Consider the following 25,493-nt stretch of genomic DNA (forward strand, 5'->3'; position numbering starts at 1 on the left):
ACCTATTTACATAGTTATCTATATTTTGATTTTATTTGTTCTAAGATGGCTAGGTTAGAATTTAAAACAAATACAAAGGATTTGAAAATGAAAACAAAGTATTCGTTGAGTTTAGGTTTACTCTCGTTAGCTGTTTTAGCTGGCTGTAATAGCACTGAAAAGACTGACAAAAATCAAGTTGTGCAAGCAGCAGAAACGCAAAATAATGTATTAGCACCTGTTGCTAAAAAAGTCGCTCATGAAATGAGTATTCATGGTTCAAAACGCGTAGATGACTATTACTGGATGCGTGATGATAAACGTGAAAATCCAGAGATATTAGCGCATTTAGCTGCTGAAAATACGTATACAGATGCTATGTTAAAGCATACAGAAAAGCTACAAGATAACTTGTTTGAAGAGCTAAAGTCACGTATTCAAAAAGACGATGATTCAGTACCTGTGAGACGTGGCGATTTTTATTATTCATCTGAAATGCGCGGTGATAATGAATACCCAATTTATGTACGTAGTAAAAACTTTAAAGGTGATGATAAGCAAGTACTATTAGATGTTAACGCACTTGCAAAAGATCATGAGTACTTTCAGGTGTCTGGTTTAGATGTTAGCCCTAATGGCAAAGTTATGTCTTATGGTGAAGATACATTAAGTCGACGCGTTTATACTTTACGTTTTAAAGACTTAAAAACAGGTAAACTGCTTGCCGATGAACTAAAAGGGACTGAAGGTAAGGCTATTTGGGGGAATGACAATAAAACGGTTTATTACATTAAAAAAGATTTACAGACATTACTTGGCTTTCAAGTATACCGCCATACTTTAGGAACATCACAAGATACTGATGAATTAGTTTACGAAGAAGAAAATAAGTCATATTACACTGGTATAAGTAAAAGCAAAGATGGTTCTCATATTTACATATATCACAGTAGCCCTGAAGCATCAGGTATGTCGTTAATTGATGCTAATGACCATAAAGCAAAACCTATTAGGTTTATCCCAAGAGAGCAAGGGTTAGAGTATGAAGTATCAAAATTAGGGCAGTGGTATTATGTTAATACCAACTTAGATGCTGTGAATTTCAAGCTAATGAAAGTTCACCAAAGCAAATTAGGCAATAAAAATAATTGGCAAGAAGTGATACCGCATAAAGAGGGTGTAAAACTAGAAGATGTATCGTTATTTAATAATCATTTAGTTTATAAAGTGCGAGAAGCAGGTATCAATACAGTCATAGTTCGCTCTTTGAAATCAGGTAAAGAACAACAACTTAAATTTAAAGATAAGGCTTTTGCTGCCTATTTATATGGCAATAACGAGTTAGATAATGACAGTGTACGTCTATATTATACAAGCCTAACAACGCCAGGCACTCACTATGACTTTAATTTAAATAGCGCTGAGCCTGAGTTACTTAAGCAGCAAAAAGTACTGGGTGACTTTAACCCTGACAATTACACATCAGAGCGTATTTTTATTACAGCGAGAGACGGCATAAAAGTACCTGTATCTTTAGTTTATCGCACTGATAAATTTACAAAGGATGGCACAAACCCAATCTATCAATATGGTTATGGTTCATACGGACATACAATTCAGCCTAGCTTTTCAAGTACTAGATTAAGTTTGTTAGATCGTGGTTTTGTTTATGCAATAGCACATATTCGTGGTTCTCAAATGTTGGGTCGACCTTGGTATAACGAAGGTAAAAAATTAACGAAGCAAAATACTTTTAATGACTTTATTGATGTCACTAAATCATTAACAGAGCAAGGTTACGGAAATAAAGAACAAGTATTTGCTGTCGGTGGTAGTGCTGGTGGCTTATTAATGGGTGCTGTGATCAATCAAGCTCCAGAGCTATATCAAGGCGTTGCTGCGCATGTGCCATTTGTTGATGTCGTAACAACGATGTTAGACGAAACTATTCCACTTACAACAAATGAATATGATGAGTGGGGTAACCCAAATGAGAAGTCATATTACGATTACATGTTGTCTTACTCTCCATACGATCAAGTGTCTAAGCAAGCTTATCCAAACCTATTAGTTACAACGGGTCTGCATGATTCTCAGGTACAATATTTTGAGCCTGCAAAATGGGTTGCTAAATTAAGAGACTATAAAACAAATAATAATAAATTATTATTTAAAGTCGATATGGAAGCCGGTCATGGTGGTGCATCTGGTCGCTTTAAAGGTCTTAAAGATCGTGCATTAGAGTATGCATTTATTCTTGATCTAGCTGGTAAAAATAAGCTGTAATATCGCTTTTCATAAAATAATAACGGCTTAAGGATTAGCCGTTATTATTTTAATCTCACTTATATTTTTCGCTACGCAGTAGCTTTAATAAAGATACGAAGTAGATTTATATCGCTTGTCGGATACTGAATTCAAATTGTGTACCTTGGCCAAACTCACTTTGTACTTTTATATCTGAATTTAAAATGTGTAATAACCGTTTACTGATAGCTAACCCTAAACCTCCATGTTGTTTTTTATTGCCGACGGCATTACTTGCACGATACCTAGCATCAAAAATATAGTTAATTTCCTCAGCTTTAATACCAGAACCAGTATCACTCACTTGTATCGTTAACTTGTTATCTTTAGCAAATACATTAATGGTGACCGACCCATTTCCTGGTGTATGCCTAAGCGCATTTTCGATTAAATTACTGAGAACACGTTCTAATTTTGCAATATCACAAAAGGTATTAAAATTACATACTTTGGGTTTAATAATCAGTTTAACTTTTAACTTTTGTGCTTTTAAAGCGAACTTAGCAACAATGTCATAAACTAGTTCTCCTAAGTTAAATAGTTCATTATTCACTGAAACTCTGCCACTTTCTAAATGTGCCAATTCAAAAATTTGGTCGATTAAATGTTTGAGTTGTTTGCAGTTATTCAATGTTATCGCTAAATATTCCTGCTGTTGCGTTTCATTTAGGTCAGCCTTTTTTAATGTTAATATCTCTAAATAACCTTGAAGTGACGCTAAAGGTGTTCTTAAATCGTGTGATAAATGGGTAAGTAATTCACGCCTTTGATTATCATTTTGCTCTAGCAAGTTAATTTGTTGGTGAATCAATCTAACAATGGTATTAAAGCTATCACCAAGCATGTGGACTTCATTAGATTGATGTTTAGGCCATTGGCTTAATGCGACTTTTTGTAAATCAAAATTTGATTCTTGTATTAGAGTTATCTCTTTTGCTAACTGTTTTATAGGTTTAGTAAAATAGCGTAATAGCAGTAATAAAATGATAAATAAAAATACTAATGCAGCTAATAACCAGCTTGCGGAGATTAGCAAGGTATCATTAGATTTTATACGTGAAAACACAGTGTCGTAAACTTCACCTCCTATGATCACATACAGATAACCCTGTAACTTGCCATTATCGTTTTGATTGATATTTGTGGAGGCGCTATATACAGGTGCTGCTGAAAATATTTTTAATTTGTCAAAATTTCTAGGATCATCGCCATATATTGGCATGTTCTCAGCATTTTCGATTAATTGTAAAACAGGGCTTAAATTAATGCGTTTACGTTTCACTTTTCCTGGCTTTGCTGAGTAAGTTAAAATCTCACCCGATGGGTCTACAAAATAAAATTCAAAGGCGGGGCCCAATAACATTAAAGTATGAAATAAGTTCTCTAATGCTTTGTAATCATAAATACCTTGCTTTAATAATGGATTATCACTCACTAAATGCTCAGCTAACTCTAAATGCAATTTTTGCTCTGCTTGATGTTGAGATACTTGGTCTAGCTGCTGACTCCAAGATAACACTAAAGTACAGATCAAACTAAATATGATAAAAATAGAAAAAGCCAACTTTTGATAGAGTGAAATTTTCATAATATGGCCTAATGTTGAATTAAATTACTGGAATCAAGCTTGTAGCCAACACCCCAAACAGTTTCGATTATTTGAGTATTGCAAGCTTGTTCTAGTTTTGAGCGTAAGCGGTTTATATGAGAATTAACAGTATGTTCATATCCACTATGTTGATAGCCCCAAACCGAATCTAATAACTGAGTGCGAGAAAATACTTTGTTGGGTTGTTTGGCAAAAAAGTGTAATAAATCGAATTCGGTAGAGGTTAAATTAATAAGATCATCTTCAAAAAATACCTGATGACTCTGTAAATTGATTAATAACTTTCCTACATACACTGATTCAATTTCAACTTTAGGATTGTGTTTTTCTCTTAATAAATGTACGTGCCTAAGCTGCGCCTTTATGCGTGCTTGTAATTCTCTGGTGCTAAAAGGTTTAGTAATATAGTCATCAGCACCCATTTCTAATCCGATTATTCTATCCATTTCATCGCTTCGTGATGTGAGTATTAATATGCTTTGTTCAGGTGACTTATCTTTTATTTTGCGACACAAAGTGAGACCGTCCATGCCAGGTAACATAATATCTAATAATAAAATAGCGTATTTTTGTTGTTCCATGGCATGTAAAGCCGATTCTGCGGAATCTACATGATCTGTATCTAAGGATAATTCTGATAAATGTACTTTTAGAATGCCTGCGATATCATGATCATCTTCTACAATTAAAACTTTGTCTTGCATGTTCACACCCAATAAAAAAGGAGTGATGTCTCTTCCCAAGATAAAAAATGTATAGACATCACTCAAAGAATTATTGTATCCGTGTGATAGAAACTCCCATTAAAGGATTATCAAATTTATGCGTATAATTTAATACTGACTGAGTTAAACCATCGTCGCTACTGACAACACCTGGATGAACAGCTACAAAATCAACATCATCTCTTGCGGCGTTAAATCCTTCTCCCATATCTGCTGGGCCAGGAATCGTGCCGGAAGCTTCGTTATTTACTTCTGTACCAGAGTCATAAGCGCCAGTTTTAAAGTTTAGCTGTGAGCCAACTTCTAACGCGGATACGTCTATAGCATTAAGACCGGAGAATCCATCATTTGTATTCACCATCATAGAAACAAGGCTTAATTTAGCATCCATAATATCTTCAGTAGTAAGGGTTAAAGTGATAGAACTACCAGGCCCTAGCGGCGCTGCATCACTGATCGAGGTGTTAACGATACTTAGGCCAAGTAACCCTGAGTTATCTCCTGATTCAGCTAAAGTTTCAAGTTCAACAGAGGCTGTTTGCCCCAGCTGCCAAAAATTACCTTCTGTGTGTAGAGCGATACCTATTGGCGATAATGGTTGTGCATAGGTTAAATTTTTAACTGTGACTTCAAAGCTATACATAGGTGTTGGTGCTGGTGGTGTTATCGGTTCAACAACTTCATTGTTGTTATCACCACCACTACAGCCTAGTAAAGTGACGCCAAGTAAAGGTAATAAAAGAGATTTTTTATTAAACATGATACGCCCCTTATTTTACTGTTACGGTTACTTTAGCCACTGGGTTTAACCATCTATGAACAGTATTATTTAAATCACTTTTACCGCCTTCCATATCATCATCCCCTAAATTTCCGCGATGAATATGTACCATGGTATTAGTTTCTTCATTCGTAACTGAACTACCAGACATTCCTGCTCCCATACCTGGTGCTGCTGGGATCCCTAACATACCTGGCGCGCCCGAGCCCTCTAAAATCAATTCATTATTAGCTTCGGTACCTGCATCATATGCGTTTAAAAAAATGGTATAACTACCGGCTTCAGTAGGTATTTTCCAACTATCTAAACCTACAAATCCATCATTTGTAGGCAGCATCATGGCTGTGATAGATAACATGTCATTACCGTCACTAGTTTCAAGCATGGCCATAGTAGATTGTGCTGGTGCAAGTAATCCAGCAGCTGGATTTTCTACCTTATCAGCTGAATAGCTATCTAACATTGTTGATAGACCTGAGATATTGCCACCTTCTGCCATCATTTGTAGTTCAGTTGATGCTGTCATACCTGATTCAAAAAGGTGGTTTTCACCTGAATGGGCTGCAATCAAAATAGGGGTGTAGTATATGCCTTGCGTTAAATTAGTTATCTTGATATCTAAAGAAGCAGCTTGTGCTGACTGCATACCTAATGTAATTAAACCTAAAGCGGCAATTGCTGAAACCTTCATGTTGTTTTCCTTTTTATGGGCTAATAAAGCTGATAGGAAAAGTATGCAAAATAAATATCAAAGAAGTGTCACTGAGTTATCACGTTTTTATCACAATTAAATAGAAGGTTTATCACAAGATTAATTAAAGAAGGGAAGTTCAATAGAGAGTCAGGGTTCAATAGACTGACTCGTTTAATGAAATACAAAGCTACCAAATAATACGATCTATCGTGCGTTGATCTTCGCCAATTAATGCTTTAACGAGTTTATTATTTTCATCTAATAGTAATAATCGTGGCACACCAGTATTGGCAAATTGCATATAAATGGCTTTATTTGGATCTGATACCAGTGGAAAAGAAACTTTATATTCGTTTTTAAATTTTGCTAAAGATTCATTTGTTTCTTCGCGACCTATACCTATGATTTGTAGCTTGTTATCTTTGGCTAAATCAGAGTCTAAAATATCTTTTATAGTACGTTGTGAGTCATGGCACCAAGTGGCAAATAATAACACTAGCTTTTTTTGTTTTGAGTTGTTGAGAGTAATTTCTATGCCATCGATATCTATTAAATTTTCTATTGGAAAACTTTGACCTATCGAGATATAGGTTTGATAGTTTTCTTTGACCGGTTGATTATTATTTTGTGTGACTGAACAGCCCATTAAAAAGCTGATGAAAGTAAGCGCTAAAACTGTTTTCATTGTTGCTCCGAGTTATTTTTATGTATGATGCTTTTTTACTTAGACCGTAGATTAACAATTCATTTTACAATGGTATATATTTCCTTATTTATAACTTCATTTATTGCATCAACGCTACTACCTGCCGCATCAGAGGCTTTACTTGGCACTTTAGTGACACAAGGGTATGCATTATTGCTGCTTTGGTTTTGTGCAACCTTAGGAAACACTTTAGGTAGTTGTGTTAATTGGTGGTTAGGCAAAGAAAGTCTGAGATTTAAAGATAAAAAATGGTTCCCCGTTTCAGAGAATAAGCTCAATAAAGCACAAGCACAGTTTCAAAAATATGGCATAATGACATTATTGTTTGCTTGGTTACCCATTGTAGGCGACCCACTGACTTTAATGGCTGGTGTAATGCGAATTCGGTTTGATTTGTTCGTATTGCTAGTTGCTTTAGGTAAAGGTGTAAGATATGCCTTGGTTATTTTGCTTGCTATATCGATAGTTTAAATTCGTCTTTTTGCGGGAATAAATTCTCACCTACATACTTTAGCTTAGCTATAGGGGCTTATTTAGTCTTTTTGCCAACCTAATGTGAGAGAAACTGAATCTGCAAACCGGAGTGCGTGGGGCTTATCAACTCGAACTTTAGCAAATGTAACGGACTCATGCTGGTGAGTGACTTCTAAAATATCAGCGACTAATTTTTCAAGTAAAAGAAAGTGGCCGGTTTCTACTAATTCAATAATCGCTTTAGTAATTACTTTATAGTTAAGTGCTTTATCAACTTGATCATACTGGCAGGCAAGCTCTGCGGGATAATGTACTTCTACATTTATCACGACATCTTGTTTTTTGCTTTTTTCATCAGGATTAAAGCCGATGTAAGTTCTTAATCTGAGATTAGTGACATTAATAATTGCAGCTTGCATTTCTTTCCTTGTTTAAGCGAATTAAGGTGATATAACAAATAAATACCACCTTAAATTAAACAATAATTAGCTTTTTAGCAACTGTAAAAACTCATTACGTGTTTTTGCATCTTCTCTAAAGGTACCTAGCATAACTGATGTGCGCATTTTTGAATTTTGTTTTTCAACGCCGCGCATCATCATACACATATGCTTCGCTTCAACAATTACACCAACACCTTTAGCACCAGTAACTTCTTCAACTGCTTTTGCAATTTGATGCGTCATTTGCTCTTGGATTTGAAAGCGACGCGCATACATATCAACAATGCGTGCAAATTTAGATAAACCTAATACTTTACCATTTGGGATATAAGCGATATGACAACGGCCAACAAATGGTAATAAATGATGCTCACACATAGAGTACAATTCAATGTCTTGGATCATAACCATGTCATCAGCGTCTGAAGTAAATACAGCATTATTTGTAATGCCATCTAAGGTTTGTGTGTAACCTTGAGTTAAATAAGACATTGCTTTTGCTGCACGTTTAGGCGTATCTAATAGGCCTTCACGATCTGGATCTTCACCAACACTTTTAATGATTTGCTGATAACTCTTTTTTAATTCTTCATGCATAATAAGCTCGACTTTTTTACTTCAGATGACGTCCGCCATCGACTTGAATTGTGCGACCAGTAATATAACTGCTAGTTAGCAGCATATCTAGACAATTTAGTATTTCTTTACTGCCAGGCTCTATTTCCATTAAGGACTTTTTAAGCGTTTTGGCTTTATATTCTTCACTATCATTTTGATTAAAAATAATAAGCGATGGTGCAATTGCATTTACTTTAACTTTAGGTGCTAATTGGCTAGCAAATGATTTTGTCATATTATCCAAAGCAGCTTTACTTGCTGCATATGCTATATGTTTAGGGCTACCTTTTTCAACAATATAATCTGTTAAATGAATCACATCTGATGTGTCGTTATTCGCTTTTAACAAACCACTACAAGCTAAATTTATAAGATAAGGGACTTTGGCATGTATTCTCATCATATCATCAAATAAGGTAGCAAAATCATCTGTATTTTTTTCACAATCCCAGCTTGATGCATTGTGAATTATGCCGCAAAGACTGTTTGTATGTTGTTTCACTTGCTCTATAAAAGAATGAATACTGATATCATCAATGAAGTTGGCTTGAATACAAGTTGCACCTAACTGCTCTAATTGAGTAATTTCAGCATGGCGTGTACGATAACTTAAAATAAGGTGATAACCTTGATGCAGTAAATGATGGGCAATCGCCAGCCCAATTCTTTGTCCTGCGCCTGTAATTAATATAGGTGATGTCATTATTTTATGTTTACGGTCATTTTACTGAAAATTAGTGCCGTAATTATAAACTAAGATCAGTAAATTAATAAACATTTCGGGCGATAAGTCATAAGTTATTATAATAAAGAGTTGTTAATTACTTTGTTCATTAAGCATAATGACAACGTTGTCCAAATATTTTAATGATTATGCAGCTAAAAAAGACTCAAAATATATCTCACACTAAATATATTCCATTTTGTTTTTCTATCTTGGTATATGGCTTTTGGTTCTATGGTCAAGGCCCTACAGAAGCTTTGATGAATCTGACAGAGCAACTTCATATTGCACTGACTATGGTGTTGGGCTCTTTTGTTGCAGGCGGTACGGCTTTAGGTGGTGGCGCCATTGCTTTTCCAGTCATGACTAAGGTTTTACTAATAGAGCCAGCAACAGCAAAAGTTTTCTCATTAGCAATTCAAAGTTTCGGCATGACAGCAGCCTCGCTGACTATTATATATGGTGGTATACGATATTATAAAAATGTTGTGCTATTAGCCTTATTAGGGGCTGTTCCGGGTATCATAATTAGTTTAACTTGGATTGTTGATTTACTGCCTCGTTTAGCTGTGAAATCACTATTTAGTTTATTAATATTTTGTTTTGCGATTACTTTGTTAAAACTTCATTGGTCAAAAAAAAGCACTATTGATACTTGCCATTGGCACAAAATTTATTTATTACCATCAGTCGGCTTTATTGGTGGTATTACAAGCGGACTTATTGGCTCAGGTGCTGATATTGCAATATTTGCGCTGTTAATTCTGTTTTATAAAAAAGACTTAAAAGCGTCAACAGCGACATCTGTGATTATTATGGCAATTACATCAGTGATAGCTTCTTTTTATAATTTTTATTTTTTAGACTCATTTACAGCACAAATAAACCAATATGTTTTAGCGGCTATTCCTATTGTGGTGATCGGAGCGCCTCTTGGAGCGTATTTTTGCGCAAAAGTAAAACCCCACGTTCTAATGGCTTTTTTATTAATACTAATAACATTAGAAATAAGCTTTACTTTGTATGAGGTTTTAAATTAGCACTAATGAATTTCAACTCTATTTCTACCATTCTCTTTGGCTTTATAAAGCGCTGAATCGGCTTTTTCTACAAAGGCATCTGGGGTTTCTTTAAAATATTCAGCAACACCAAAAGATGCTGTGATTTTTTGTAAATTGAGACCTAACTTTGCATCTTTGATAATGATGCGTTCTATATCATTTCGGATTTTTCGGCATATTTTGATGCTTCGCTAATAATATTTGCTTGCGATAATATATAGAACTCCTCTCCACCAAAGCGGTATGGTGTATTATTTACTATGATCACTTCCACATAATAGTTGTATATCGGCATCAAAAGAGCCTTTGTTCAGGAGACCCGTTAAAGCATCTGTGGTTGCAGCTTGTTGTGAATGGGCCAGTTCATCTTGAAGCCTAGATATTTCTTAATATGCTGAGTTTAACTTTTCATTTAATTTAAGGTGATTACCTGAAACATAGGTATACCAAAGGGCATAATTAGAGGGAGTAACTGCAATAGTGTACTTGACCATAGAAGGCACAAAGTATTAAAGACTTAACCATTATACTTAGTTGTGTATTGTTCAGTGTAGTAAAGGAAATAAAACTTGGGTATGAAGATTAGAATTTTTTATTTCAGGTGAGCTAACTATTTAATATCAAATTAAATAGTTAGCTTTTTTAGACAGTATTAATCGTAGATTGTCGGGATAGGTTGGCGCTTATGCTGTGTCCTTTGATAGATTGCAGTGAGTTTTTTTTCTATTTCTTGAGCGACAGGTTTACCTTCTAAAAAGTCATCTATTTGATCGTAACTCATACCTAAAGCATCTTCATCAGCAAGTCCCGGTTTGTCGCATTCTAAATCGGCGGTTGGTACTTTATTTACTAATAAATCAGGCGCGCCTAAGGTTAAAGCTAATAAACGTACCTGGCGTTTTGATAAACCAAATAAAGGAGCTAAATCACAAGCGCCATCACCAAACTTGGTATAAAATCCAGTTATGTTTTCAGCGCTATGATCTGTCCCTACAACTAAACCACCGGTTAAGCCTGCAATTTCATATTGTGCAGCCATTCTCTGGCGCGCTTTTACATTACCTTTAACAAAATCTACAGCTGTTTCATTTGGTTGTGTTAAGCCTGCTTTTGTTAGTGCTTCAAGTGCTTCATTATGAATGCCATCAGCCCCATCTTTTATATTTACCGTTACACGTTTTGATGGTTTGATAAAGTCTACAGCTAATTGTGCTTCGTCTTCATCAGCTTGAATACCATAAGGTAAACGCATTGCAATAAATTGAAATTGATCTGTGAATTTCTCAGCATTAAGTTCATCAATGGCCACTTGGCATAAGCGACCACAGGTTGAAGAGTCGACACCACCGCTAATCCCTAATACTAAAGATTTCGTATTCGATTGCAGCAATTTAGCTTTTATAAAATCTACACGGCGTTTAATTTCAAAGTCGGCATCAATACTTGGCTGAACACGCATTTCTGTAATGATAGCTTGTGAAAGTGATAAGGTTGTATTTTCAGCTACATCAGCTACTCGGGCATCGGTTAATAAATTAGCAAACCTATGATCGCGTTTACCCGCTTCTTTAGCAAGTTTAACCATATGACCTTTTTCTTGTAATTTATCTAAACTTTGTTCAATTTGCTGTATGTCATTGAATGTTGCTAGGCGATTTGTTCTTGTTTTTAGTTCACCAATACTTTGTGGACCGCGCAATAAGGTGACACATACAATGGCTTTTTCTTGTTCGCTAAATTGTAAATTGCCAAAAGCTGTATTACAAAAACGGTGACGATATTTACTGACGCGCCCAGATACACCTTCGTCTATCATGACTAATCGTTGCTCTGTTAATTCATTTAAAGTGTGTTGTACTTCACCTTCAGATAAAGACATCACAGGTTCGCGACTAGACTTTTGATTACAAGCATTGGTAAGAGAATTTAAAGAAAGTGGATACTGTTCCGGGGTAGTGACTTCTTTTTCTAGCATACAGCCGATCACTCTGGCTTGAATGGCTGAGAGTTTTATTTGCATTGTTAAATTCTCTATTTTATTTAGGCTGAACTGAGTTTAACCCAATATATGAGGTGGGAAAAGATAGAAGTGAGCTAGGTTTAATAAATAAAGAGGGTTAATAATGATTTTTACAAAACATCGCGTAAAATCAAATTACTAATAATACAAAGGTCATTTTAAAATGCTTAAAAGATTAAAAATATCGGTTGTAGGCTTCGCTATTTTAGCCCTATTTCTGACAGCAATTGTATATGGGTTATTAAGCTTAAGCTTACCAGCGCTTTCGGGAAATACCAGCAGTAAAGGCGTGAGCGAAAAAGTAACAATAGAAAGGGATAAGCTTGGAATTGCGGTAGTCCACGCGAAAAGTCGTCAGGATACAGCTTATGGTTTAGGTTATGCTCATGGACAAGATAGATTTTTTCAAATGGATTTATTGCGTCGTAATGCGGCGGGTGAGTTATCTCAGTTATTTGGTAAGGCTGCGATACCTGTTGATAAAAAACATAGATTTCATCAATTTAGAACGCGTGCTGAAAAAGCGTTTGCAAAACTGCCACAAGCTAATAAGTCACAGTTAGAAGCGTATGCGTTAGGTGTTAATGAGGCTGTAGCTCAAATTGAATATCCTAGCTTTGAATATATGGTATCGGGTGCGACTATTAAACCTTGGTTACCAGTTGATAGCCTGTTAGTTATTTATACTATGTATTTAGATTTACAAACCAATACTTTTAAAAGAGATTTGGCATTAACTCAAATTGAGAAAGAATTTGGTCCTCAAATGCTAGATTTTATTACTCAACCTAGTCCATATCAAGCGGCACTGGATGGTAGTACATTACCAGAGAAAATAGCGATTTTGCCAGAACTCACAAATGAAAAAACGACAAAAATCAGTTATCAAAAAATTGAAGAACCTTTAGACATAGGCAGTAATAATTGGGCTGTCACTGGTAAGTTGACCCAAAGTGGTCATGGTATGTTATCTGATGATATGCATTTATCATTAAGAGTGCCCGTTATTTGGTATCGAGCGCAACTTAATTACATTGATAATGGCGAAAGCCATGAAGTTAATGGCGTGACTTTACCGGGCGTTCCCGCTGTTGTTGTAGGTTCAAATGGTCATATTGCTTGGGGTTTTACCAATGGTTATTTAGATACCGCAGATTGGTATAAATTAACTGATAAAGATGAAACATATTTTGTAGATGAAACAATTGAATTACCTGAGGGTAGTGAAAATTATGAATTGGAAATGAGCGATTTTGGTCCGGTTAAAACACTTGATGGCGAAAAATATGCACTCGCTTGGGTGGCTCATCAAGAATACGCTGTTGATATGGAGTTAATTAATTTAGAAGCCGCTAAAACAGTTGAGCAAGCTTTAGATCTCGCAACAACTATCGGTATACCTGTGCAGAATATGATAGTGGTTGGCAGTAATGGTGATGCCGCTTGGAAACCTACGGGGGCGATACCAGCAAGAGTACAACCAATGCAAACTGCTGCTAATTCAGATCAATACTCATCAATGTGGTCAACAGATGAGGCGAAATTACCAAACGTGCTTAACCCTGAAATAAACAGGCTTTGGACTGCTAATTCGCGTGTAATTTCAACTGAGCAACTAAAGCGTTTTGGTAATGGTGCCTATGCTATGGGCGCAAGAGCGCAGCAAATTAAAGATAGATTATTTGAAAAAGAACAATTTACTGAATCTGATTTTTATAAAATTCAATTAGATAACCAAGCCTTATTTTTAAAGCCTTGGCATCAGTTATTAACACAAGTTTTAAGCGCACAACCAGTAAAGTATCAAGAAGATCTTAAATTATTAAGCCTGTGGGGTGAATGCGCCTGTGCAGACTCTGTTGGTTATACATTAGTGCGTAATTATAGAGCCGCATTAATAGATGAAATATTTGCGCCAGTTGAATCGGCTTTGGTAAAACATGATTTAAGTTTATCGCCTATTAAACGAGATTTAGAAGCTGGTGTATGGCAATTAATAAAAGGTTTTCCTGATTCGTGGTTAAGTGATAAACATGCTTCATGGCCACAGTTAATGACTCAAGTATATGTCGATATGCGAAAAGGCCTATTAGAGAAGCATGGCGTTAATGAGCAAGACTCTTTGCATGTATTAGCTTGGGGTGAGGTTAATGCATTAAAATTACAACACCCTTTTAGTAAACAAATGCCATTTTTATCTTCGCTGTTAGATATGCCAACGGTACCAGGTTTTGGTGATAGTTTTATGCCTGCAGTTCAAAAGAATGGTTTTGGTGCGTCACAACGATTTTTTGTGCAACCAGGTCTAGAAGAAAACGCAATTTTAACCATTCCAGGAGGGCAGTCGGGTCATCCACTTTCTCCTTTTTATCGTTCAGGGTTTGATGATTATGCTAAAGAGAAAAATACCCCTTTACTTCCATCAGCTTCAATCCATCGAATAGAAATAAATCCAATTTAAAAATAAGGCCTAAAAGGTTGGTTAAAAAACGATTTATGCAGCGTTATTGATTTTGATAAGGAACCGGCCATTCACTGCCTTGTCTAAATCGTTTTTAATTCCAACTGAAACTCGCATCTTGAAGTAGCTTGGGTATATACCTTATAAAGCTGTATATAGTTCCGTTTTAACTTGATGGCGTTGTATTTTTGCGAGTGTTTTAACTGCGTGATGTTTTTCGCCAAATTCAGCTAAAGTCATGTCATTACAGCGAATACCTCTATTTGCATTAGTGATATTTAAGCGGTTATTGCGTAGTGCTTTAACGAGCTTAATTGGTTTGTTACTTGCAACTGCCATACAAACTTCAGTGGTTACATTGCCATCAGCTGCAATCAACTTTTGCGTTTGATGTGCACTTGCACTTGCTGATAATGTAATAATACTTGCTGCGATAACTGTCGTTAATAAGTTCATAATAAATCCCTCTATGCTTCATTTAAGTAATGTTGTTTTACCGTTGAATGAATAGTAGATCCGAATTTAAAAAAGTGTGTATCAAAACAATGTGATGGCGTAACAAGGTGTGTTTTCATCAAAGCAAACTTGTAAATCGAATGATAATTGAACAATAAAGAATATGTCTAAATGTATCTGAAGATACTTTTAGTTTCATATTTAAAGGCAAGTTTAGCCGTTTAACCTTCGATTTAGTCCATTGAACTAAAAAGTGATTATTTGGCATTTTTGATGTTAAAAAGTTGTATACATTTTTAACCTGTAGCGGATGAAAAATCTTGTTACATTCGAGTTAAAAATAACCTCAAAAAACCGCAAAATTTATCTAGAAATAAACTTGATTGTTTAATTTATATTTTAATTACTAGCATTGTGACCAAGCTAAAGACCAGTTTTTACCTATTCCAGGTTCCTACTGTTCATTCATATGTGTGCCTAGACGACAAAACTCCGTATACGGCCAAGGTTTACATTGATATATTTTATTGGTTTTAGGGTTTAGGACTTTATCTCCAGCGCGATAGTCACTGCGGTGTTTTGGGAATACATAATCATAAGATGGAGTGATTGCCACTGAGAGTCTTCATCTTTAATACGTTTGACCGCAAACTTTATGAGCACTCTGGTTTGAGTGATATTGCTTGAGCTTAATGCGTAGATATTATTTTTACTAACGCAAGGTTAAATGTTATCAGAACGAATATAACGACCCGCTTGTAATAAGGTGAAATGCTTATTGATATATTTCGCGATTTGTTTCGGCAATACACTAGGCGCACCATTTTCAGTACTATTTATTAGGTGGTTAAATGAAAGCTCAGGTAAATAGCCTTTTTCATCAAAAATTTGAATGAACACTTGGTCATTTTTTAATAAAGAAGAGTGTTGGTTAGTGAGTGTTGTTTGAAGTGATTTTATAATATTACTCACATAAAGCTAATATCTCTTAAGAGCGAAGAGTGGTCGTTCATAATTACTTTTCTATTTTGTCAAAATATATTGCTTGCATAGTCAGGAAAACGACCCAATCGCTTTTTTTTCAGTATCAAATTTCAATTAGACTCAATTTTCTTTTTGCTAGCAATTAGTTAATGGTTCAGGTAAAAATAGCGTATTTAGAAAATGAGCGACATAGTGGTAGAAAAACAAGCAATTCGCTCGCTATAAACACGTTAGGCTACTTAAGGATTGGTGTGAATTCAAAGTTTGAGAAATTAAATGAATTAGGTGCTGGAGAGTTTGAACATTTAAATGGCTCTTTAATTAAGCACTTACATAATACATATAAACTATTAGAAAAATGGGGAGCTTCGCAAGAGCTTTGTGACTCGGGTCTATACCATGCCGCTTATGGCACTGCTGGTTTTGACGAGCAAGTTGTTTCTTTATCTCAACGAAATGATATAGCTAATATTATCGGAGATGCTGCTGAAGAAATTGTTTATTTATATTGTTCTTGTGATCGGAATTTTGTCTTTCAGGATTTTAATGCCAACGAACGGATCAAATTTAGAGATCGGTTTAAAGATGAAGAATTTATTTTGACACACGAACAAGCACAACAGTTTTGTGAATTAACAGTAGCAAATGAAATTGAGCTAGCAATCGATAGCAATGAGTTTTTAGCAGAGCATGGAAAAGGCTTATATTATTTATTTATTAAAATGAAACCTCTGCTTAGTGAAACCGCAAATAAAACAGTTGTTAGTGTACTAAGTTCAGTAGCCTAATCGAGTAGCCGGAGGTCTCTAACCTACAGCAACCACACCACCTATCATGGGGGCATCAATGGTTGGTTCATCTCCAGTAATTAATCTTGCTCTAAACAACTACGACACTAATGCAAAGTTCAGTTGTGAGCGAAAAGCAGTAGTTGGTATTAGTTTCGTTAACGACAGCTTCTGCGACAACGCGGTCATTAACAATAATAACATCTTTAGCTATTTTTGGTATTTTAACTATCTGCACAATCAAGAGGCAATGTTAAACCAACTTTTGTTCTACCCATAACAACAGATGTTTTAAAATGAAGAACAGCAATATCGCTAAAAAAAAATGATTGAGTAAATTCTTCAAAATTTTCCATATCTTTTGCTGTCACTATCAGTACGAAATCCGCTTCACCTGTAATGTAATAGCACTGCTGGATATTATTGTTCTTTTTTACTTTGTTTTTAAAGTAATTGAAACAGTCGTTATAATTTCTATTTAGTTGTACAGATATAATAAAAGTCATTGATTGGTTTACAGCGTTTGGCGATATTATCGCTACTTCCTGAGCGATAACTTTATTATCTCTTAAGCGCTTTAAATGTCTCTGTATACTTGCCGTCGATAATCCTACTTCTTCAGAAAGGCGCTCAACAGAAGTTTTTACATCTATTTGCAATAATTCCAATATTTTTAAATCTTGCTTACTCAACTTCATAATTTAGTACACTTACAGAATTGATTGACACTATTGAATCAATATACCTTAAAAAAAACGATAAAATAATCATTTATTTTAAATATTAGAACAATTCATATCATTGAAGGCAGGTAAACTATCTATAGTTCGCTAAATCATTAAAAAAGGAGTACCTCCATGCCTGCAATACAAAGTTTGTTTCCTCAGACCATTATAGATATAAAAAGCTCACATCCACAGATACAAGTATTAAACCCTGAAGATGGCAGTTTAGTCGGTATAGTTGTGAACAACTCTTTAAGTGAAGTTGAGGCTATTATTGAGACAGCAGTAATAGGTGCCCAAAAAGCTAAAAAGCTTTCTGCAAATTTACGAATGTCTGTACTTAATGAGGTTGCTGATAATTTAAGTAATCAAAAAGAATTGTTCGCTCAAATGATTGCGCGCGAAGGTATTAAAACAATTAATGAAGCTCGAAAAGAAGTTTCTAGATGTATAGAAACTATACGAATCAGCGCGGAGGAAGCTAGGCGTTTAACTGGTGAAACTATTGCTTTTGATCAAGCACCTGGCTCTGAAAATAGGTTTGGGTATTATCGTAGAATACCGCTTGGTGTTGTTGCAGCTATAACTCCTTTTAATGACCCTTTAAATTTAGTTGCTCATAAAATAGGTCCCGCTATAGCGGCAGGAAATTCAGTAATCCTTCTACCGCACCATGAGACGCCTCTTGTAGCAAAACTGCTTGTAGAGCTATTTAATAAAACAAATTTACCTAAGGGTATATTAAATTTAGTCACAGGTTATGGAATAGATATAGGGGATATGATCGTGTCAGATCCTCGTATTAATATGGTTTCATTTACTGGAGGAAAAAGTGTAGGAGAAAGGATTCTAAGTCTCGCAGGTTTAAAGAAAATATCTATGGAGCTTGGAAGTAATTGCCCTGCAATAGTAATGAATGATGCAAATATTGAGATGGCAATGGAGGCATGTGTGAGTGGTGCTTTCTGGGCAGCAGGCCAAAACTGTTTACATGTTCAAAGAATTTATATTCAAGATGATATATATGAACAGTTTGCTTCAGAATTTTGTCTTCGTGCAAGCAAAATCTCTATGGGAGAGAAATTATCAGAATCTACACAGATGGGCCCAATGATTAATAGTCGCGCTGCTCTTAAAGTTGAAGCGATGGTACAAGATGCTCTTGAGAAAAATGCAACATTACTATGTGGTGGTAAAAGGGAGGGGAACTTTTTTCAACCTACTGTTTTTGCGAATGTAAGTAGTGACTGCTTAATTGCCAAAGAAGAAGTGTTCGGACCTATAACAGTATTGTATCGATTTTCTGATAAAAAAGAAGCAATAACTCAAGCAAATGATGTCGAATTTGGCTTACAAGCTGGAATATTTACCAATGACCTTGAATTAGCTTTTGAACTTGCAGACTCAATGGATTGTGGTGGCGTAATGATAAATGACAGCAGTGATTATCGAATTGATGCAATGCCATTTGGCGGAGTTAAAGAGTCAGGTGTTGGTCGAGAGGGTGTAATGAATGCTGTTAAAGAAATGACAGACATAAAAACTTATTGTTTTAATTTACGAAAATAACGATATCAAACAATCATTCAACATTTTAAATAGTTAACTTAGGAAGGACGTAATGAAAACATATAAATTAGCAATAATCGGTTTTGGGAATGTTGGTCAAGGCCTAGCTAAAATAATTAATGACAAAAAAAAGCTATTGAAAGCAAAGTTTGGTATTAATTTAAGCATCGTAGCTATTTGTGACCTATATAAAGGCAGTGTTTCTAACCCTAACGGTTTGGATCCTGAGGTTCTGTTATCTGATTTAGAGAAACATGGAGATTTAAAAAGTACTTATGCTCCAATCACTGGTTGGAATGCGACAGAGACAATTGATAACAGTGGAGCTGATATTCTAGTAGAACTTGCGTTTACGGATCTACAAACAGGTGAACCAGCAATAAGTCATATTAGACAGGCATTAAATAATGGTATGCATGTTTCTATGACTAATAAAGGACCCGTTGCTTTACACTTTCCTGAACTCCGTAAAATAGCATTAAGCAAAAATGTTCAAATTGGTATTGAAGGTACTGTGATGAGTGGAACTCCTTCATTAAATTTAGGTAACGAGATGTTGTTATCCTCAGGAATAACAAAAGTCCAAGGGATTCTTAATGGCACGACAAATTATATATTAGGTGAGATGTCTTCAGGATCTGGATATGAAGATGCTCTTAAACAGGCTCAAGAACTTGGTTATGCTGAAGCAGATCCTACAGGTGATGTTGAGGGCTATGATGCTGCTGCAAAAGTAGTTATTCTGGGAAATCTTTTAATGGATTTATCTCTTACATTAGATGATGTAGATCGTGAAGGCATTAGCCATATCACAAATAATGATATTGCTAACGCTACTTCTTTAAATAAGCATTGGAAATTAATTGGAACAGTTGAAAAGCATAACGGTGAGGTCTTTGCATCAGTTAAACCTGAGATGGTATCGAGTGAACATCCATTAGCATCAATTAAAGGTGCTAAAAATGCTATTACCTATTCCACAGAGTTACTAGGTGATATTACATTAATTGGACCAGGTGCGGGACGCCTGGAAACAGGATACGCTGTTATTGAAGATATACTTTCAATACATAAAAAATCACAAATATGTCAATATGGCTACTAATTTTGAGTTAAATAGGGATATTCTGTAAGGCGAAATGTACACATGAGCGAGTTCAATGACGGTTTGAACTTAAGGGTTTAAACCAGTCCCACAAATAAGCAGTGAATTTTAATCAGAGTTGCCCTGTCAATGATTATAGCTTCACAAAATCTAACGTCTGCAATAGGCTCAAAGTTGCCATCCATAAATAGCAAAGGTCTGCTAATGGCACGAGGCAGAATATCTGCCTCGGTTCATTTAAACTTCAATAGACTCTGAAATTTACAAGGGATCATCAACTTCGATACCTAAATACCGAACTGTACTTTCTAATTTCTTATGTCCAAGAAGCAACTGAACTACTCTTAGGTTCTTAGTTTTTTGGTAAATTAAATAAGCTTTGATTCTTCTCATCGAATGGGTGCTGTAAAGCGTGTAATCAAGATCTAATTTTTCAATCCAGCGACGGAAAATACGATTATATTGTCCAGTGGTGATATGGTCTGATTTATGAATTCTAGACTAAAAAAGATAATCATTAGGCTTTAATTTTGCTCTGTTTATCCATAGCTGAATTGATTCTCTCGTCCCTTTAGTTATCTCAAACTGCACGGGTGTATTGGTCTTTTGTTGACCTATTATTTTGCCTTTGTTCCATGGTGGCTTATTTAACTTATTCATACTAAACTCCCTGGTTGTTAAGAGTTTTAAGTATGGCAATCAGTTAAGAGCCTGAAGCGGACTATAATCACGAATAATAATTATCTTAACTGCTGACAGTTAAGATACGATAGCGGACGTTAGCTTTGGCTTACCTAGTGACAAGCGCTCCGACAAAGCGATCCTAAATCTACTTACGCAGTATGCTTCCTCTTTATAGTAAAAGGAAAGAGGTAAATTAAAGCATACGATATGATAAATATAGGAGAGATACCCCTGAAGGGTGATCACTCCTTAATTGTTAATTATGTCTATTAACTTAAAGGCTATAGTTCATTTTCCCATATATAATAATTATCTTTATATTCACTAAAAACATCAAAATCTCCATCTCCATCTAAATCTTGTACTCTTATCCAAGGAAACCAATTATCAGTACCTGAAAATAAAGATATTTGCGTTGGGAAGCTGTTAGTACCATCATTTAATATAAGCTCAACTTCGTAGCCCACATAAAACCCAGCACCTGAGTCCCCATCTCCTGTACGGTTAACTATTATATCTATGTGGCCATCACCGTTAATATCCTCAGCATCAAAATCTAATACTATTCCGAATCCAGTTAACTTAGGTAAAGGGATAGAGCCTGCGGTAAAATCTCCTGCCCCATTACCGATTAAAACTGTTGAAATGGCACCTTCATTCTCATGTCCACCAGTTACAATATCAGGAATACTATCTCCATTTATATCAATTAACTCAAGCGTGTAGTAACCATGACTTGGCATAACGACTGATGATTTAGACTTGGTGAAGTTTCCTAAACCATCATTACGATAGAAAGTAAAATCATTACCACCTGTTACTAATACAATGTCTATATCTCCATCATTATCGATATCAGCGGCACTTCCACCATGCCAAAACCCGACGTCAGATAAGTTCCGTGCTTCGTAGCCATTAGTTGTTGAGAGCATATAGGTGAGCGTCTCACCTTCAAATGGTTCAGCATCATAACCATGGCCAATAAAAAACACATCTGCCTCACCATCACCGTTAAAGTCTGCTTTTAAAGCTTTTCTTGGATGAACTAGTAATGGCTTGTCCCCTTGCCAGAATGAATCATAAACATTAAATTTATTATTTCTTACCTTTGATTTAATATTTTTCGATATTGTAAAGTGAGTCGTGTTTGAATAAATTTCTATCTTACAAGATAGGCAACCTTAATCGAACTCACTAATAAACTTATGTAGACTCCCATTTGTAAATACTAATTTCATTTAAATATATGTAAATTTATGTACTTAAGTCAGTTGATGTATGCTGTACCGTAAAGTGCAAAATCAGGAGAAAGCTCTTTATGAATAAAATATCAAAGATTGCATTAGTCTTACTACTACTGGGTTTGATTGGATATTTAGTTACACCATCTGAACATTTATTTCAGGTTGGTGTATCAGCTGAACGAAAATTAGCTGGTCTAAGTACGAAATCAATCATGATTGATGAGGGAGAAATATCTTACATTGAAGGTGGTAAAGGTGAAGTAATACTTTTCCTTCATGGTTTTGGGGCAAATAAGGATAATTGGGTAAGATTAGCAAAGCATCTTACAAATGATTACTCTGTGATCGCCTTGGATTTACCCGGATTCGGTAACAGTTTTAAAGATATTAATTTGGATTATGATGTTGAATCTCAAGTTAGTAGGATTAATGAATTTATAAATCAATTAGGTATTACAAAATTTCACATTGCTGGAAATTCAATGGGCGGATATATAGCAGGAAATTATGCTGCAAAATATACTGAACAAATAATGAGCTTATGGTTATTGAATACGTTGGGTATTCAGTCCGCTGATGATAGCGAAATGTTCAAGGATATTTTTGAAAATAAAAGACCTATGGTTCTTGCGAAAAACAAAAGCGAGTTTGAACAATTAATTTCTTTCGTTTTCGAAAATCCACCTTTCATGCCTGAATTTGTAATCTCTGAACTTTCTAAAAATGCCATCAAAAACTACGTTCTTAACTATAAAATATTTCATGAAGTTCATAAATTAGATCAAAATAAGATAAGCTTTTCTTTGCCCTTGGATTATGAGTTGGCTAATTTTATCAAGCCTGTATTAATTACTTGGGGCAGGCAGGATCGAGTTCTACATCATTCAGGTGCGAAAGTGCTTTCAAAAATAGTACCTCAATCTGAAATTATCATCATGGATGATGTTGGGCATTTACCCATGATGGAGGCTCCAAAAGCTACTGCGAGTCAGTTTATTTCCTTTAATAATCGAGACTAAGATATAACAAAGTTTTCCCTTTCGTTCTGGAGATTCGCGGCTCTATCCGTCGTGCCTGACGGTGCTGAGTTGAAGTTGGCATTACACTGCTCAGTGATTAATTAAAGAGCACAACGGTCCCTCGCCAGTCATACTAAAAAGAGTAATTATTAATATTGAATTGAACTAATTTACGAGAGTTACGTATTGAGTGTTAATACATAAACCAAAAAGTAATAAATACTGCTTGATAACACAACGAGATAAATCTATGAAATTGCTCATTACATTACTCTTTCCACTCGTTTTAGCCGGTTGTTCGGTATTAGGAGAAAGCGGCGTTGAAGACGCGCCTTATACATTATTGAAATCTGATCAGGGACAAAAAATTGAAGTGCGTAACTATGAATCTATGGTACTAGTATCCTCAAGCATATCAGAAGACGGAATGAACAGTGCTTTCAGAAAACTGTTCAGATACATTACTGGTGAGAATGAAGGCTCCGCAGAAATCGCGATGACAGCACCTGTATTGATGGATGAGTCAAATACAGACTCCAAAGGGACTGAAATCGCGATGACTGCGCCGGTATTTATGAAAGAGCGTTCGGAACAACAAGTAATGTCATTTGTAATGCCAGACGACTTTACGTTACAAAGTACCCCTAAGCCAACCAATCCAGACGTTTGGATCACAGAAGTAAAGGATTACAAAGTTGTGGTAATAAAGTTCAGTGGGTTTCTCAGTGATAGCAACGTCGAGACACACACCAAAATCCTCAATAATTGGATGATGAAAAATGGCTACACACCTATTAGCGAGCCTATTAAAGCTGCATACAATGGTCCTTTCACTATCCCATGGTTTCGTCAAAATGAAGTGTTAATTGAAGTGATATAACCTGAAATTAAGCACTATTGGTTGGTATAAATACCAGTTAAGAGATTTGCTTTTCCTCTAGCTGGCTTACTTTTATACAAGATAAAACGTAGTCTGATTTTATACCAATAGCTTAGTCTAAAATATATTCATGAGGGTCCGCTTATGGCACTATGCGGTCATCGGCTACATGCCAATAAAACAGTAAAAACGATCAAATTTTATTGTCATTAAGGGGAATTATCAGTTACTCCAGCTCCTTAAATGATCAAACGTTATTGTCTGCTGACAAATAGTATTTGGCATATGAATCAGCAGACACAGGAGTTTTCAACTTTTACTTTGGATAAACAAGATACTACTGAGGCAACTCCGCTATCATAGTTTTTAATTAGCGAATGCAATTAATATTTAATATCTACAACAAATTTCGATAAGAATTAATGCTTTATTATTGATTTAAGGTTTGTTTAGCTTTCCCATTTTATGATAGTTGCCAGTGTATGACTTTCGCCCGGCGCAAGCTTTATAGTATCTTGTTTTACATTAGCTGCCTCTAAACATAACATTTTGTTGTATTCATCATCTTGGAAGTTAGTTAAACGTTGTGCTTTATCTACCCAGGGGTTCCACAATACACATGATGTTGAGTTTTCTCTTGCCACACTAATAGTGCCATCTAGCGTTTTAATTTTTTGAACTAGAGGCGCGTTGTTATAAACCATATCTGTTTCACGAGCAAAATTGACGATATCATTTTGATCAAATGGACCCTCACCAAATTCAATGTATTGTGAACCTTGTAAGCCATCAACTTGAGTTGTTTTAATATCAGGCGTTGGGAAATAGGTGTGCAATGCTTGGGTAAATGAAATTTCTTCTTTATCTAGGTTAGTATTTTTGAGACTGACACTTAAAGTTTTTGATAATTTAAAGATAACATTTAATCGAGTTTCATGTGGCCAGTACGCTTTATTAACTTGTAACATAGGCAATGAAAGGCTGACTTCTATGTAATCATCTTTTTCATTTACTTCTTCAGCGCGCCATACTTGGGTGCGTGCTACACCATGAATAGGCCAATCTTGATGTTCACTTACACCAAACCAAGGCCAGCATATAGGAATGCCGCCTCTTACACTTTTGCCTGCTATGTAGTCTTCATCTTCTGAAACCCAAATTAAAGGCTTTTGTTCTTTAGGAGTAAACTGAGTTAATTGAGCGCCTTGTAAAAATATTTTGGCATCACATAAAGGAGAGTCGACTTCGATATATTCTAGACCAGTTTGTGTTTGATTAATGCTAACAGAGGGAGATAGTTTCATAAGGCACCTTAAAGACGGTTATTAATAAATGCAGTGTAACCATACCTAAATAAGAGAGTAAGTAAATTTATTTATTTTCAAGTACAATCAATGTTTAACTATAAATATCGTCACTTAGTGACCCCTGTAGAAT

Annotated in this window: 27 protein-coding genes and 1 pseudogene; 9 read left to right on the top strand and 19 right to left on the bottom strand. The window is 35.4% G+C overall.

What is annotated here, in order from left to right:
* Nucleotides 1-87: 87 nt before the first annotated feature.
* Nucleotides 88-2,265 carry a S9 family peptidase gene (locus PSA_RS03080; RefSeq protein WP_042150405.1) on the top strand — a complete coding sequence of 726 codons (2,178 nt, stop codon included), beginning with the start codon at nt 88-90 and terminating at the stop codon, nt 2,263-2,265.
* 106 nt (nt 2,266-2,371) lie between these two features.
* On the opposite strand, the gene PSA_RS03085 is transcribed toward PSA_RS03080, so the two are convergent.
* From PSA_RS03085 to PSA_RS03105, 5 genes are all read right to left on the bottom strand, one after another.
* Entirely contained in the window at nt 2,372-3,874 is a 1,503-nt protein-coding gene (locus PSA_RS03085) for a cell wall metabolism sensor histidine kinase WalK (RefSeq protein WP_042150403.1), read from the bottom strand.
* 8 nt (nt 3,875-3,882) lie between these two features.
* Nucleotides 3,883-4,599, bottom strand: coding sequence for a response regulator transcription factor (locus PSA_RS03090; protein ID WP_042150400.1), 717 nt, complete (start codon nt 4,597-4,599; stop codon nt 3,883-3,885).
* Nucleotides 4,600-4,669: 70 nt separating this feature from the next.
* Complete coding sequence (locus PSA_RS03095; RefSeq protein WP_042150397.1) at nt 4,670-5,380, bottom strand: spondin domain-containing protein; 711 nt, start codon at nt 5,378-5,380, stop codon at nt 4,670-4,672.
* Between the two features lie 10 nt (nt 5,381-5,390).
* The gene (locus PSA_RS03100) at nt 5,391-6,092 is read right to left on the bottom strand and encodes a spondin domain-containing protein (RefSeq protein ID WP_042150394.1); all 702 of its coding nucleotides are present in this window, start codon (nt 6,090-6,092) and stop codon (nt 5,391-5,393) included.
* A 190-nt stretch (nt 6,093-6,282) separates the two neighbouring features.
* A complete protein-coding gene (locus PSA_RS03105) occupies nt 6,283-6,780 on the bottom strand; it encodes a TlpA disulfide reductase family protein (RefSeq protein WP_042150391.1) in 498 nt (165 codons plus the stop codon).
* Nucleotides 6,781-6,849: 69 nt separating this feature from the next.
* Here PSA_RS03105 and PSA_RS03110 point away from each other — a divergent pair, with 69 nt between their 5' ends.
* Nucleotides 6,850-7,272: a YqaA family protein gene (locus PSA_RS03110; protein WP_042150465.1), complete on the top strand. Its 423-nt coding sequence runs from the start codon at nt 6,850-6,852 to the stop codon at nt 7,270-7,272.
* Nucleotides 7,273-7,334: 62 nt separating this feature from the next.
* Here the strand turns inward: PSA_RS03110 and folX are convergent, their stop codons facing one another.
* The 3 genes from folX to folM form a co-directional block, all read right to left on the bottom strand.
* Nucleotides 7,335-7,694: a dihydroneopterin triphosphate 2'-epimerase gene (folX, locus tag PSA_RS03115; protein WP_042150388.1), complete on the bottom strand. Its 360-nt coding sequence runs from the start codon at nt 7,692-7,694 to the stop codon at nt 7,335-7,337.
* Nucleotides 7,695-7,760: 66 nt separating this feature from the next.
* A complete protein-coding gene (gene folE, locus PSA_RS03120; protein WP_042150385.1) occupies nt 7,761-8,315 on the bottom strand; it encodes a GTP cyclohydrolase I FolE in 555 nt (184 codons plus the stop codon).
* Between the two features lie 16 nt (nt 8,316-8,331).
* The gene (gene folM, locus PSA_RS03125) at nt 8,332-9,039 is read right to left on the bottom strand and encodes a dihydromonapterin reductase (protein WP_042150383.1); all 708 of its coding nucleotides are present in this window, start codon (nt 9,037-9,039) and stop codon (nt 8,332-8,334) included.
* Nucleotides 9,040-9,203: 164 nt separating this feature from the next.
* On the opposite strand from folM, the gene PSA_RS03130 reads away from it, so the two are divergent.
* On the top strand, nt 9,204-10,100 hold the full coding sequence (locus PSA_RS03130; RefSeq protein WP_042150380.1) for a sulfite exporter TauE/SafE family protein: 897 nt from the start codon (nt 9,204-9,206) through the stop codon (nt 10,098-10,100).
* A 2-nt stretch (nt 10,101-10,102) separates the two neighbouring features.
* On the opposite strand, the gene PSA_RS27020 is transcribed toward PSA_RS03130, so the two are convergent.
* The 4 genes and pseudogenes from PSA_RS27020 to PSA_RS26140 form a co-directional block, all read right to left on the bottom strand.
* The gene (locus tag PSA_RS27020; RefSeq protein WP_082305787.1) at nt 10,103-10,306 is read right to left on the bottom strand and encodes a diguanylate cyclase domain-containing protein; all 204 of its coding nucleotides are present in this window, start codon (nt 10,304-10,306) and stop codon (nt 10,103-10,105) included.
* On the bottom strand, nt 10,273-10,416 hold the full coding sequence (locus PSA_RS25720) for a hypothetical protein (protein WP_193216551.1): 144 nt from the start codon (nt 10,414-10,416) through the stop codon (nt 10,273-10,275). The genes PSA_RS27020 and PSA_RS25720 overlap by 34 nt, the downstream gene beginning before the upstream one ends.
* A 357-nt stretch (nt 10,417-10,773) precedes the next feature.
* Entirely contained in the window at nt 10,774-11,580 is an 807-nt protein-coding gene (gene nadE / locus PSA_RS26135) for an ammonia-dependent NAD(+) synthetase (RefSeq protein WP_042150463.1), read from the bottom strand.
* 156 nt (nt 11,581-11,736) lie between these two features.
* Nucleotides 11,737-12,141 (bottom strand): annotated as a pseudogene (locus PSA_RS26140) (YceH family protein); the annotation flags it as partial.
* Between the two features lie 163 nt (nt 12,142-12,304).
* On the opposite strand from PSA_RS26140, the gene PSA_RS03140 reads away from it, so the two are divergent.
* Complete coding sequence (locus tag PSA_RS03140) at nt 12,305-14,602, top strand: penicillin acylase family protein (RefSeq protein ID WP_042150376.1); 2,298 nt, start codon at nt 12,305-12,307, stop codon at nt 14,600-14,602.
* A gap of 141 nt (nt 14,603-14,743) precedes the next feature.
* Here PSA_RS03140 and PSA_RS03145 read toward each other — a convergent pair whose 3' ends face one another.
* Together PSA_RS03145 and PSA_RS03150 are read right to left on the bottom strand one after the other, a co-directional pair.
* Nucleotides 14,744-15,058: a DUF3718 domain-containing protein gene (locus PSA_RS03145; protein ID WP_042150373.1), complete on the bottom strand. Its 315-nt coding sequence runs from the start codon at nt 15,056-15,058 to the stop codon at nt 14,744-14,746.
* A 723-nt stretch (nt 15,059-15,781) separates the two neighbouring features.
* Nucleotides 15,782-16,030: a hypothetical protein gene (locus tag PSA_RS03150; protein WP_042150370.1), complete on the bottom strand. Its 249-nt coding sequence runs from the start codon at nt 16,028-16,030 to the stop codon at nt 15,782-15,784.
* 263 nt (nt 16,031-16,293) lie between these two features.
* On the opposite strand from PSA_RS03150, the gene PSA_RS03155 reads away from it, so the two are divergent.
* A complete protein-coding gene (locus tag PSA_RS03155) occupies nt 16,294-16,830 on the top strand; it encodes a DUF6817 domain-containing protein (RefSeq protein WP_042150460.1) in 537 nt (178 codons plus the stop codon).
* 224 nt (nt 16,831-17,054) lie between these two features.
* Here the strand turns inward: PSA_RS03155 and PSA_RS03160 are convergent, their stop codons facing one another.
* Entirely contained in the window at nt 17,055-17,528 is a 474-nt protein-coding gene (locus PSA_RS03160) for an Lrp/AsnC family transcriptional regulator (RefSeq protein WP_042150367.1), read from the bottom strand.
* A 159-nt stretch (nt 17,529-17,687) separates the two neighbouring features.
* Here PSA_RS03160 and PSA_RS03165 point away from each other — a divergent pair, with 159 nt between their 5' ends.
* Nucleotides 17,688-19,124, top strand: a complete 1,437-nt coding sequence (locus tag PSA_RS03165; RefSeq protein WP_052380182.1) for an aldehyde dehydrogenase family protein — start codon at nt 17,688-17,690, stop codon at nt 19,122-19,124.
* Nucleotides 19,125-19,176: 52 nt separating this feature from the next.
* Nucleotides 19,177-20,229, top strand: coding sequence for a homoserine dehydrogenase (locus tag PSA_RS03170; RefSeq protein WP_042150364.1), 1,053 nt, complete (start codon nt 19,177-19,179; stop codon nt 20,227-20,229).
* Nucleotides 20,230-20,490: 261 nt separating this feature from the next.
* Here PSA_RS03170 and PSA_RS26145 read toward each other — a convergent pair whose 3' ends face one another.
* The 3 genes from PSA_RS26145 to PSA_RS03175 form a co-directional block, all read right to left on the bottom strand.
* Nucleotides 20,491-20,724 (bottom strand): tyrosine-type recombinase/integrase, encoded by a 234-nt coding sequence (locus PSA_RS26145; RefSeq protein ID WP_305777619.1) that lies wholly within the window; start codon nt 20,722-20,724, stop codon nt 20,491-20,493.
* 6 nt (nt 20,725-20,730) lie between these two features.
* Nucleotides 20,731-20,889, bottom strand: coding sequence for a hypothetical protein (locus tag PSA_RS26150; protein WP_231665214.1), 159 nt, complete (start codon nt 20,887-20,889; stop codon nt 20,731-20,733).
* A gap of 305 nt (nt 20,890-21,194) precedes the next feature.
* On the bottom strand, nt 21,195-22,076 hold the full coding sequence (locus tag PSA_RS03175; RefSeq protein WP_127924207.1) for a VCBS repeat-containing protein: 882 nt from the start codon (nt 22,074-22,076) through the stop codon (nt 21,195-21,197).
* Between the two features lie 155 nt (nt 22,077-22,231).
* Here PSA_RS03175 and PSA_RS03180 point away from each other — a divergent pair, with 155 nt between their 5' ends.
* A complete protein-coding gene (locus tag PSA_RS03180) occupies nt 22,232-23,176 on the top strand; it encodes an alpha/beta fold hydrolase (RefSeq protein WP_042150357.1) in 945 nt (314 codons plus the stop codon).
* Between the two features lie 250 nt (nt 23,177-23,426).
* Nucleotides 23,427-24,056 carry a heme-binding protein gene (locus PSA_RS03185; protein ID WP_042150355.1) on the top strand — a complete coding sequence of 210 codons (630 nt, stop codon included), beginning with the start codon at nt 23,427-23,429 and terminating at the stop codon, nt 24,054-24,056.
* A gap of 449 nt (nt 24,057-24,505) precedes the next feature.
* Here the strand turns inward: PSA_RS03185 and PSA_RS03190 are convergent, their stop codons facing one another.
* Nucleotides 24,506-25,360: a D-hexose-6-phosphate mutarotase gene (locus tag PSA_RS03190; RefSeq protein ID WP_042150352.1), complete on the bottom strand. Its 855-nt coding sequence runs from the start codon at nt 25,358-25,360 to the stop codon at nt 24,506-24,508.
* Nucleotides 25,361-25,493: the final 133 nt, after the last annotated feature.

This window comes from Pseudoalteromonas sp. '520P1 No. 423' (genome assembly GCF_001269985.1).
GTDB lineage: Bacteria > Pseudomonadota > Gammaproteobacteria > Enterobacterales > Alteromonadaceae > Pseudoalteromonas.

Bases quoted from the DNA above. Each gene is read 5' to 3' on its own strand.
- PSA_RS03080 (WP_042150405.1), top strand. From the start codon at position 88: ATGAAAACAAAGTATTCGTTGAGTTTAGGTTTACTCTCGTTAGCTGTT.
- PSA_RS03085 (WP_042150403.1), bottom strand. From the start codon at position 3,874: ATGAAAATTTCACTCTATCAAAAGTTGGCTTTTTCTATTTTTATCATA.
- PSA_RS03090 (WP_042150400.1), bottom strand. From the start codon at position 4,599: ATGCAAGACAAAGTTTTAATTGTAGAAGATGATCATGATATCGCAGGC.
- PSA_RS03095 (WP_042150397.1), bottom strand. From the start codon at position 5,380: ATGTTTAATAAAAAATCTCTTTTATTACCTTTACTTGGCGTCACTTTA.
- PSA_RS03100 (WP_042150394.1), bottom strand. From the start codon at position 6,092: ATGAAGGTTTCAGCAATTGCCGCTTTAGGTTTAATTACATTAGGTATG.
- PSA_RS03105 (WP_042150391.1), bottom strand. From the start codon at position 6,780: ATGAAAACAGTTTTAGCGCTTACTTTCATCAGCTTTTTAATGGGCTGT.
- PSA_RS03110 (WP_042150465.1), top strand. From the start codon at position 6,850: ATGGTATATATTTCCTTATTTATAACTTCATTTATTGCATCAACGCTA.
- folX (WP_042150388.1), bottom strand. From the start codon at position 7,694: ATGCAAGCTGCAATTATTAATGTCACTAATCTCAGATTAAGAACTTAC.
- folE (WP_042150385.1), bottom strand. From the start codon at position 8,315: ATGCATGAAGAATTAAAAAAGAGTTATCAGCAAATCATTAAAAGTGTT.
- folM (WP_042150383.1), bottom strand. From the start codon at position 9,039: ATGACATCACCTATATTAATTACAGGCGCAGGACAAAGAATTGGGCTG.
- PSA_RS03130 (WP_042150380.1), top strand. From the start codon at position 9,204: ATGATTATGCAGCTAAAAAAGACTCAAAATATATCTCACACTAAATAT.
- PSA_RS25720 (WP_193216551.1), bottom strand. From the start codon at position 10,416: ATGCCGATATACAACTATTATGTGGAAGTGATCATAGTAAATAATACA.
- nadE (WP_042150463.1), bottom strand. From the start codon at position 11,580: ATGCGTGTTCAGCCAAGTATTGATGCCGACTTTGAAATTAAACGCCGT.
- PSA_RS03140 (WP_042150376.1), top strand. From the start codon at position 12,305: ATGCTTAAAAGATTAAAAATATCGGTTGTAGGCTTCGCTATTTTAGCC.
- PSA_RS03145 (WP_042150373.1), bottom strand. From the start codon at position 15,058: ATGAACTTATTAACGACAGTTATCGCAGCAAGTATTATTACATTATCA.
- PSA_RS03160 (WP_042150367.1), bottom strand. From the start codon at position 17,528: ATGAAGTTGAGTAAGCAAGATTTAAAAATATTGGAATTATTGCAAATA.
- PSA_RS03165 (WP_052380182.1), top strand. From the start codon at position 17,688: ATGCCTGCAATACAAAGTTTGTTTCCTCAGACCATTATAGATATAAAA.
- PSA_RS03170 (WP_042150364.1), top strand. From the start codon at position 19,177: ATGAAAACATATAAATTAGCAATAATCGGTTTTGGGAATGTTGGTCAA.
- PSA_RS26150 (WP_231665214.1), bottom strand. From the start codon at position 20,889: ATGAATAAGTTAAATAAGCCACCATGGAACAAAGGCAAAATAATAGGT.
- PSA_RS03180 (WP_042150357.1), top strand. From the start codon at position 22,232: ATGAATAAAATATCAAAGATTGCATTAGTCTTACTACTACTGGGTTTG.
- PSA_RS03185 (WP_042150355.1), top strand. From the start codon at position 23,427: ATGAAATTGCTCATTACATTACTCTTTCCACTCGTTTTAGCCGGTTGT.
- PSA_RS03190 (WP_042150352.1), bottom strand. From the start codon at position 25,360: ATGAAACTATCTCCCTCTGTTAGCATTAATCAAACACAAACTGGTCTA.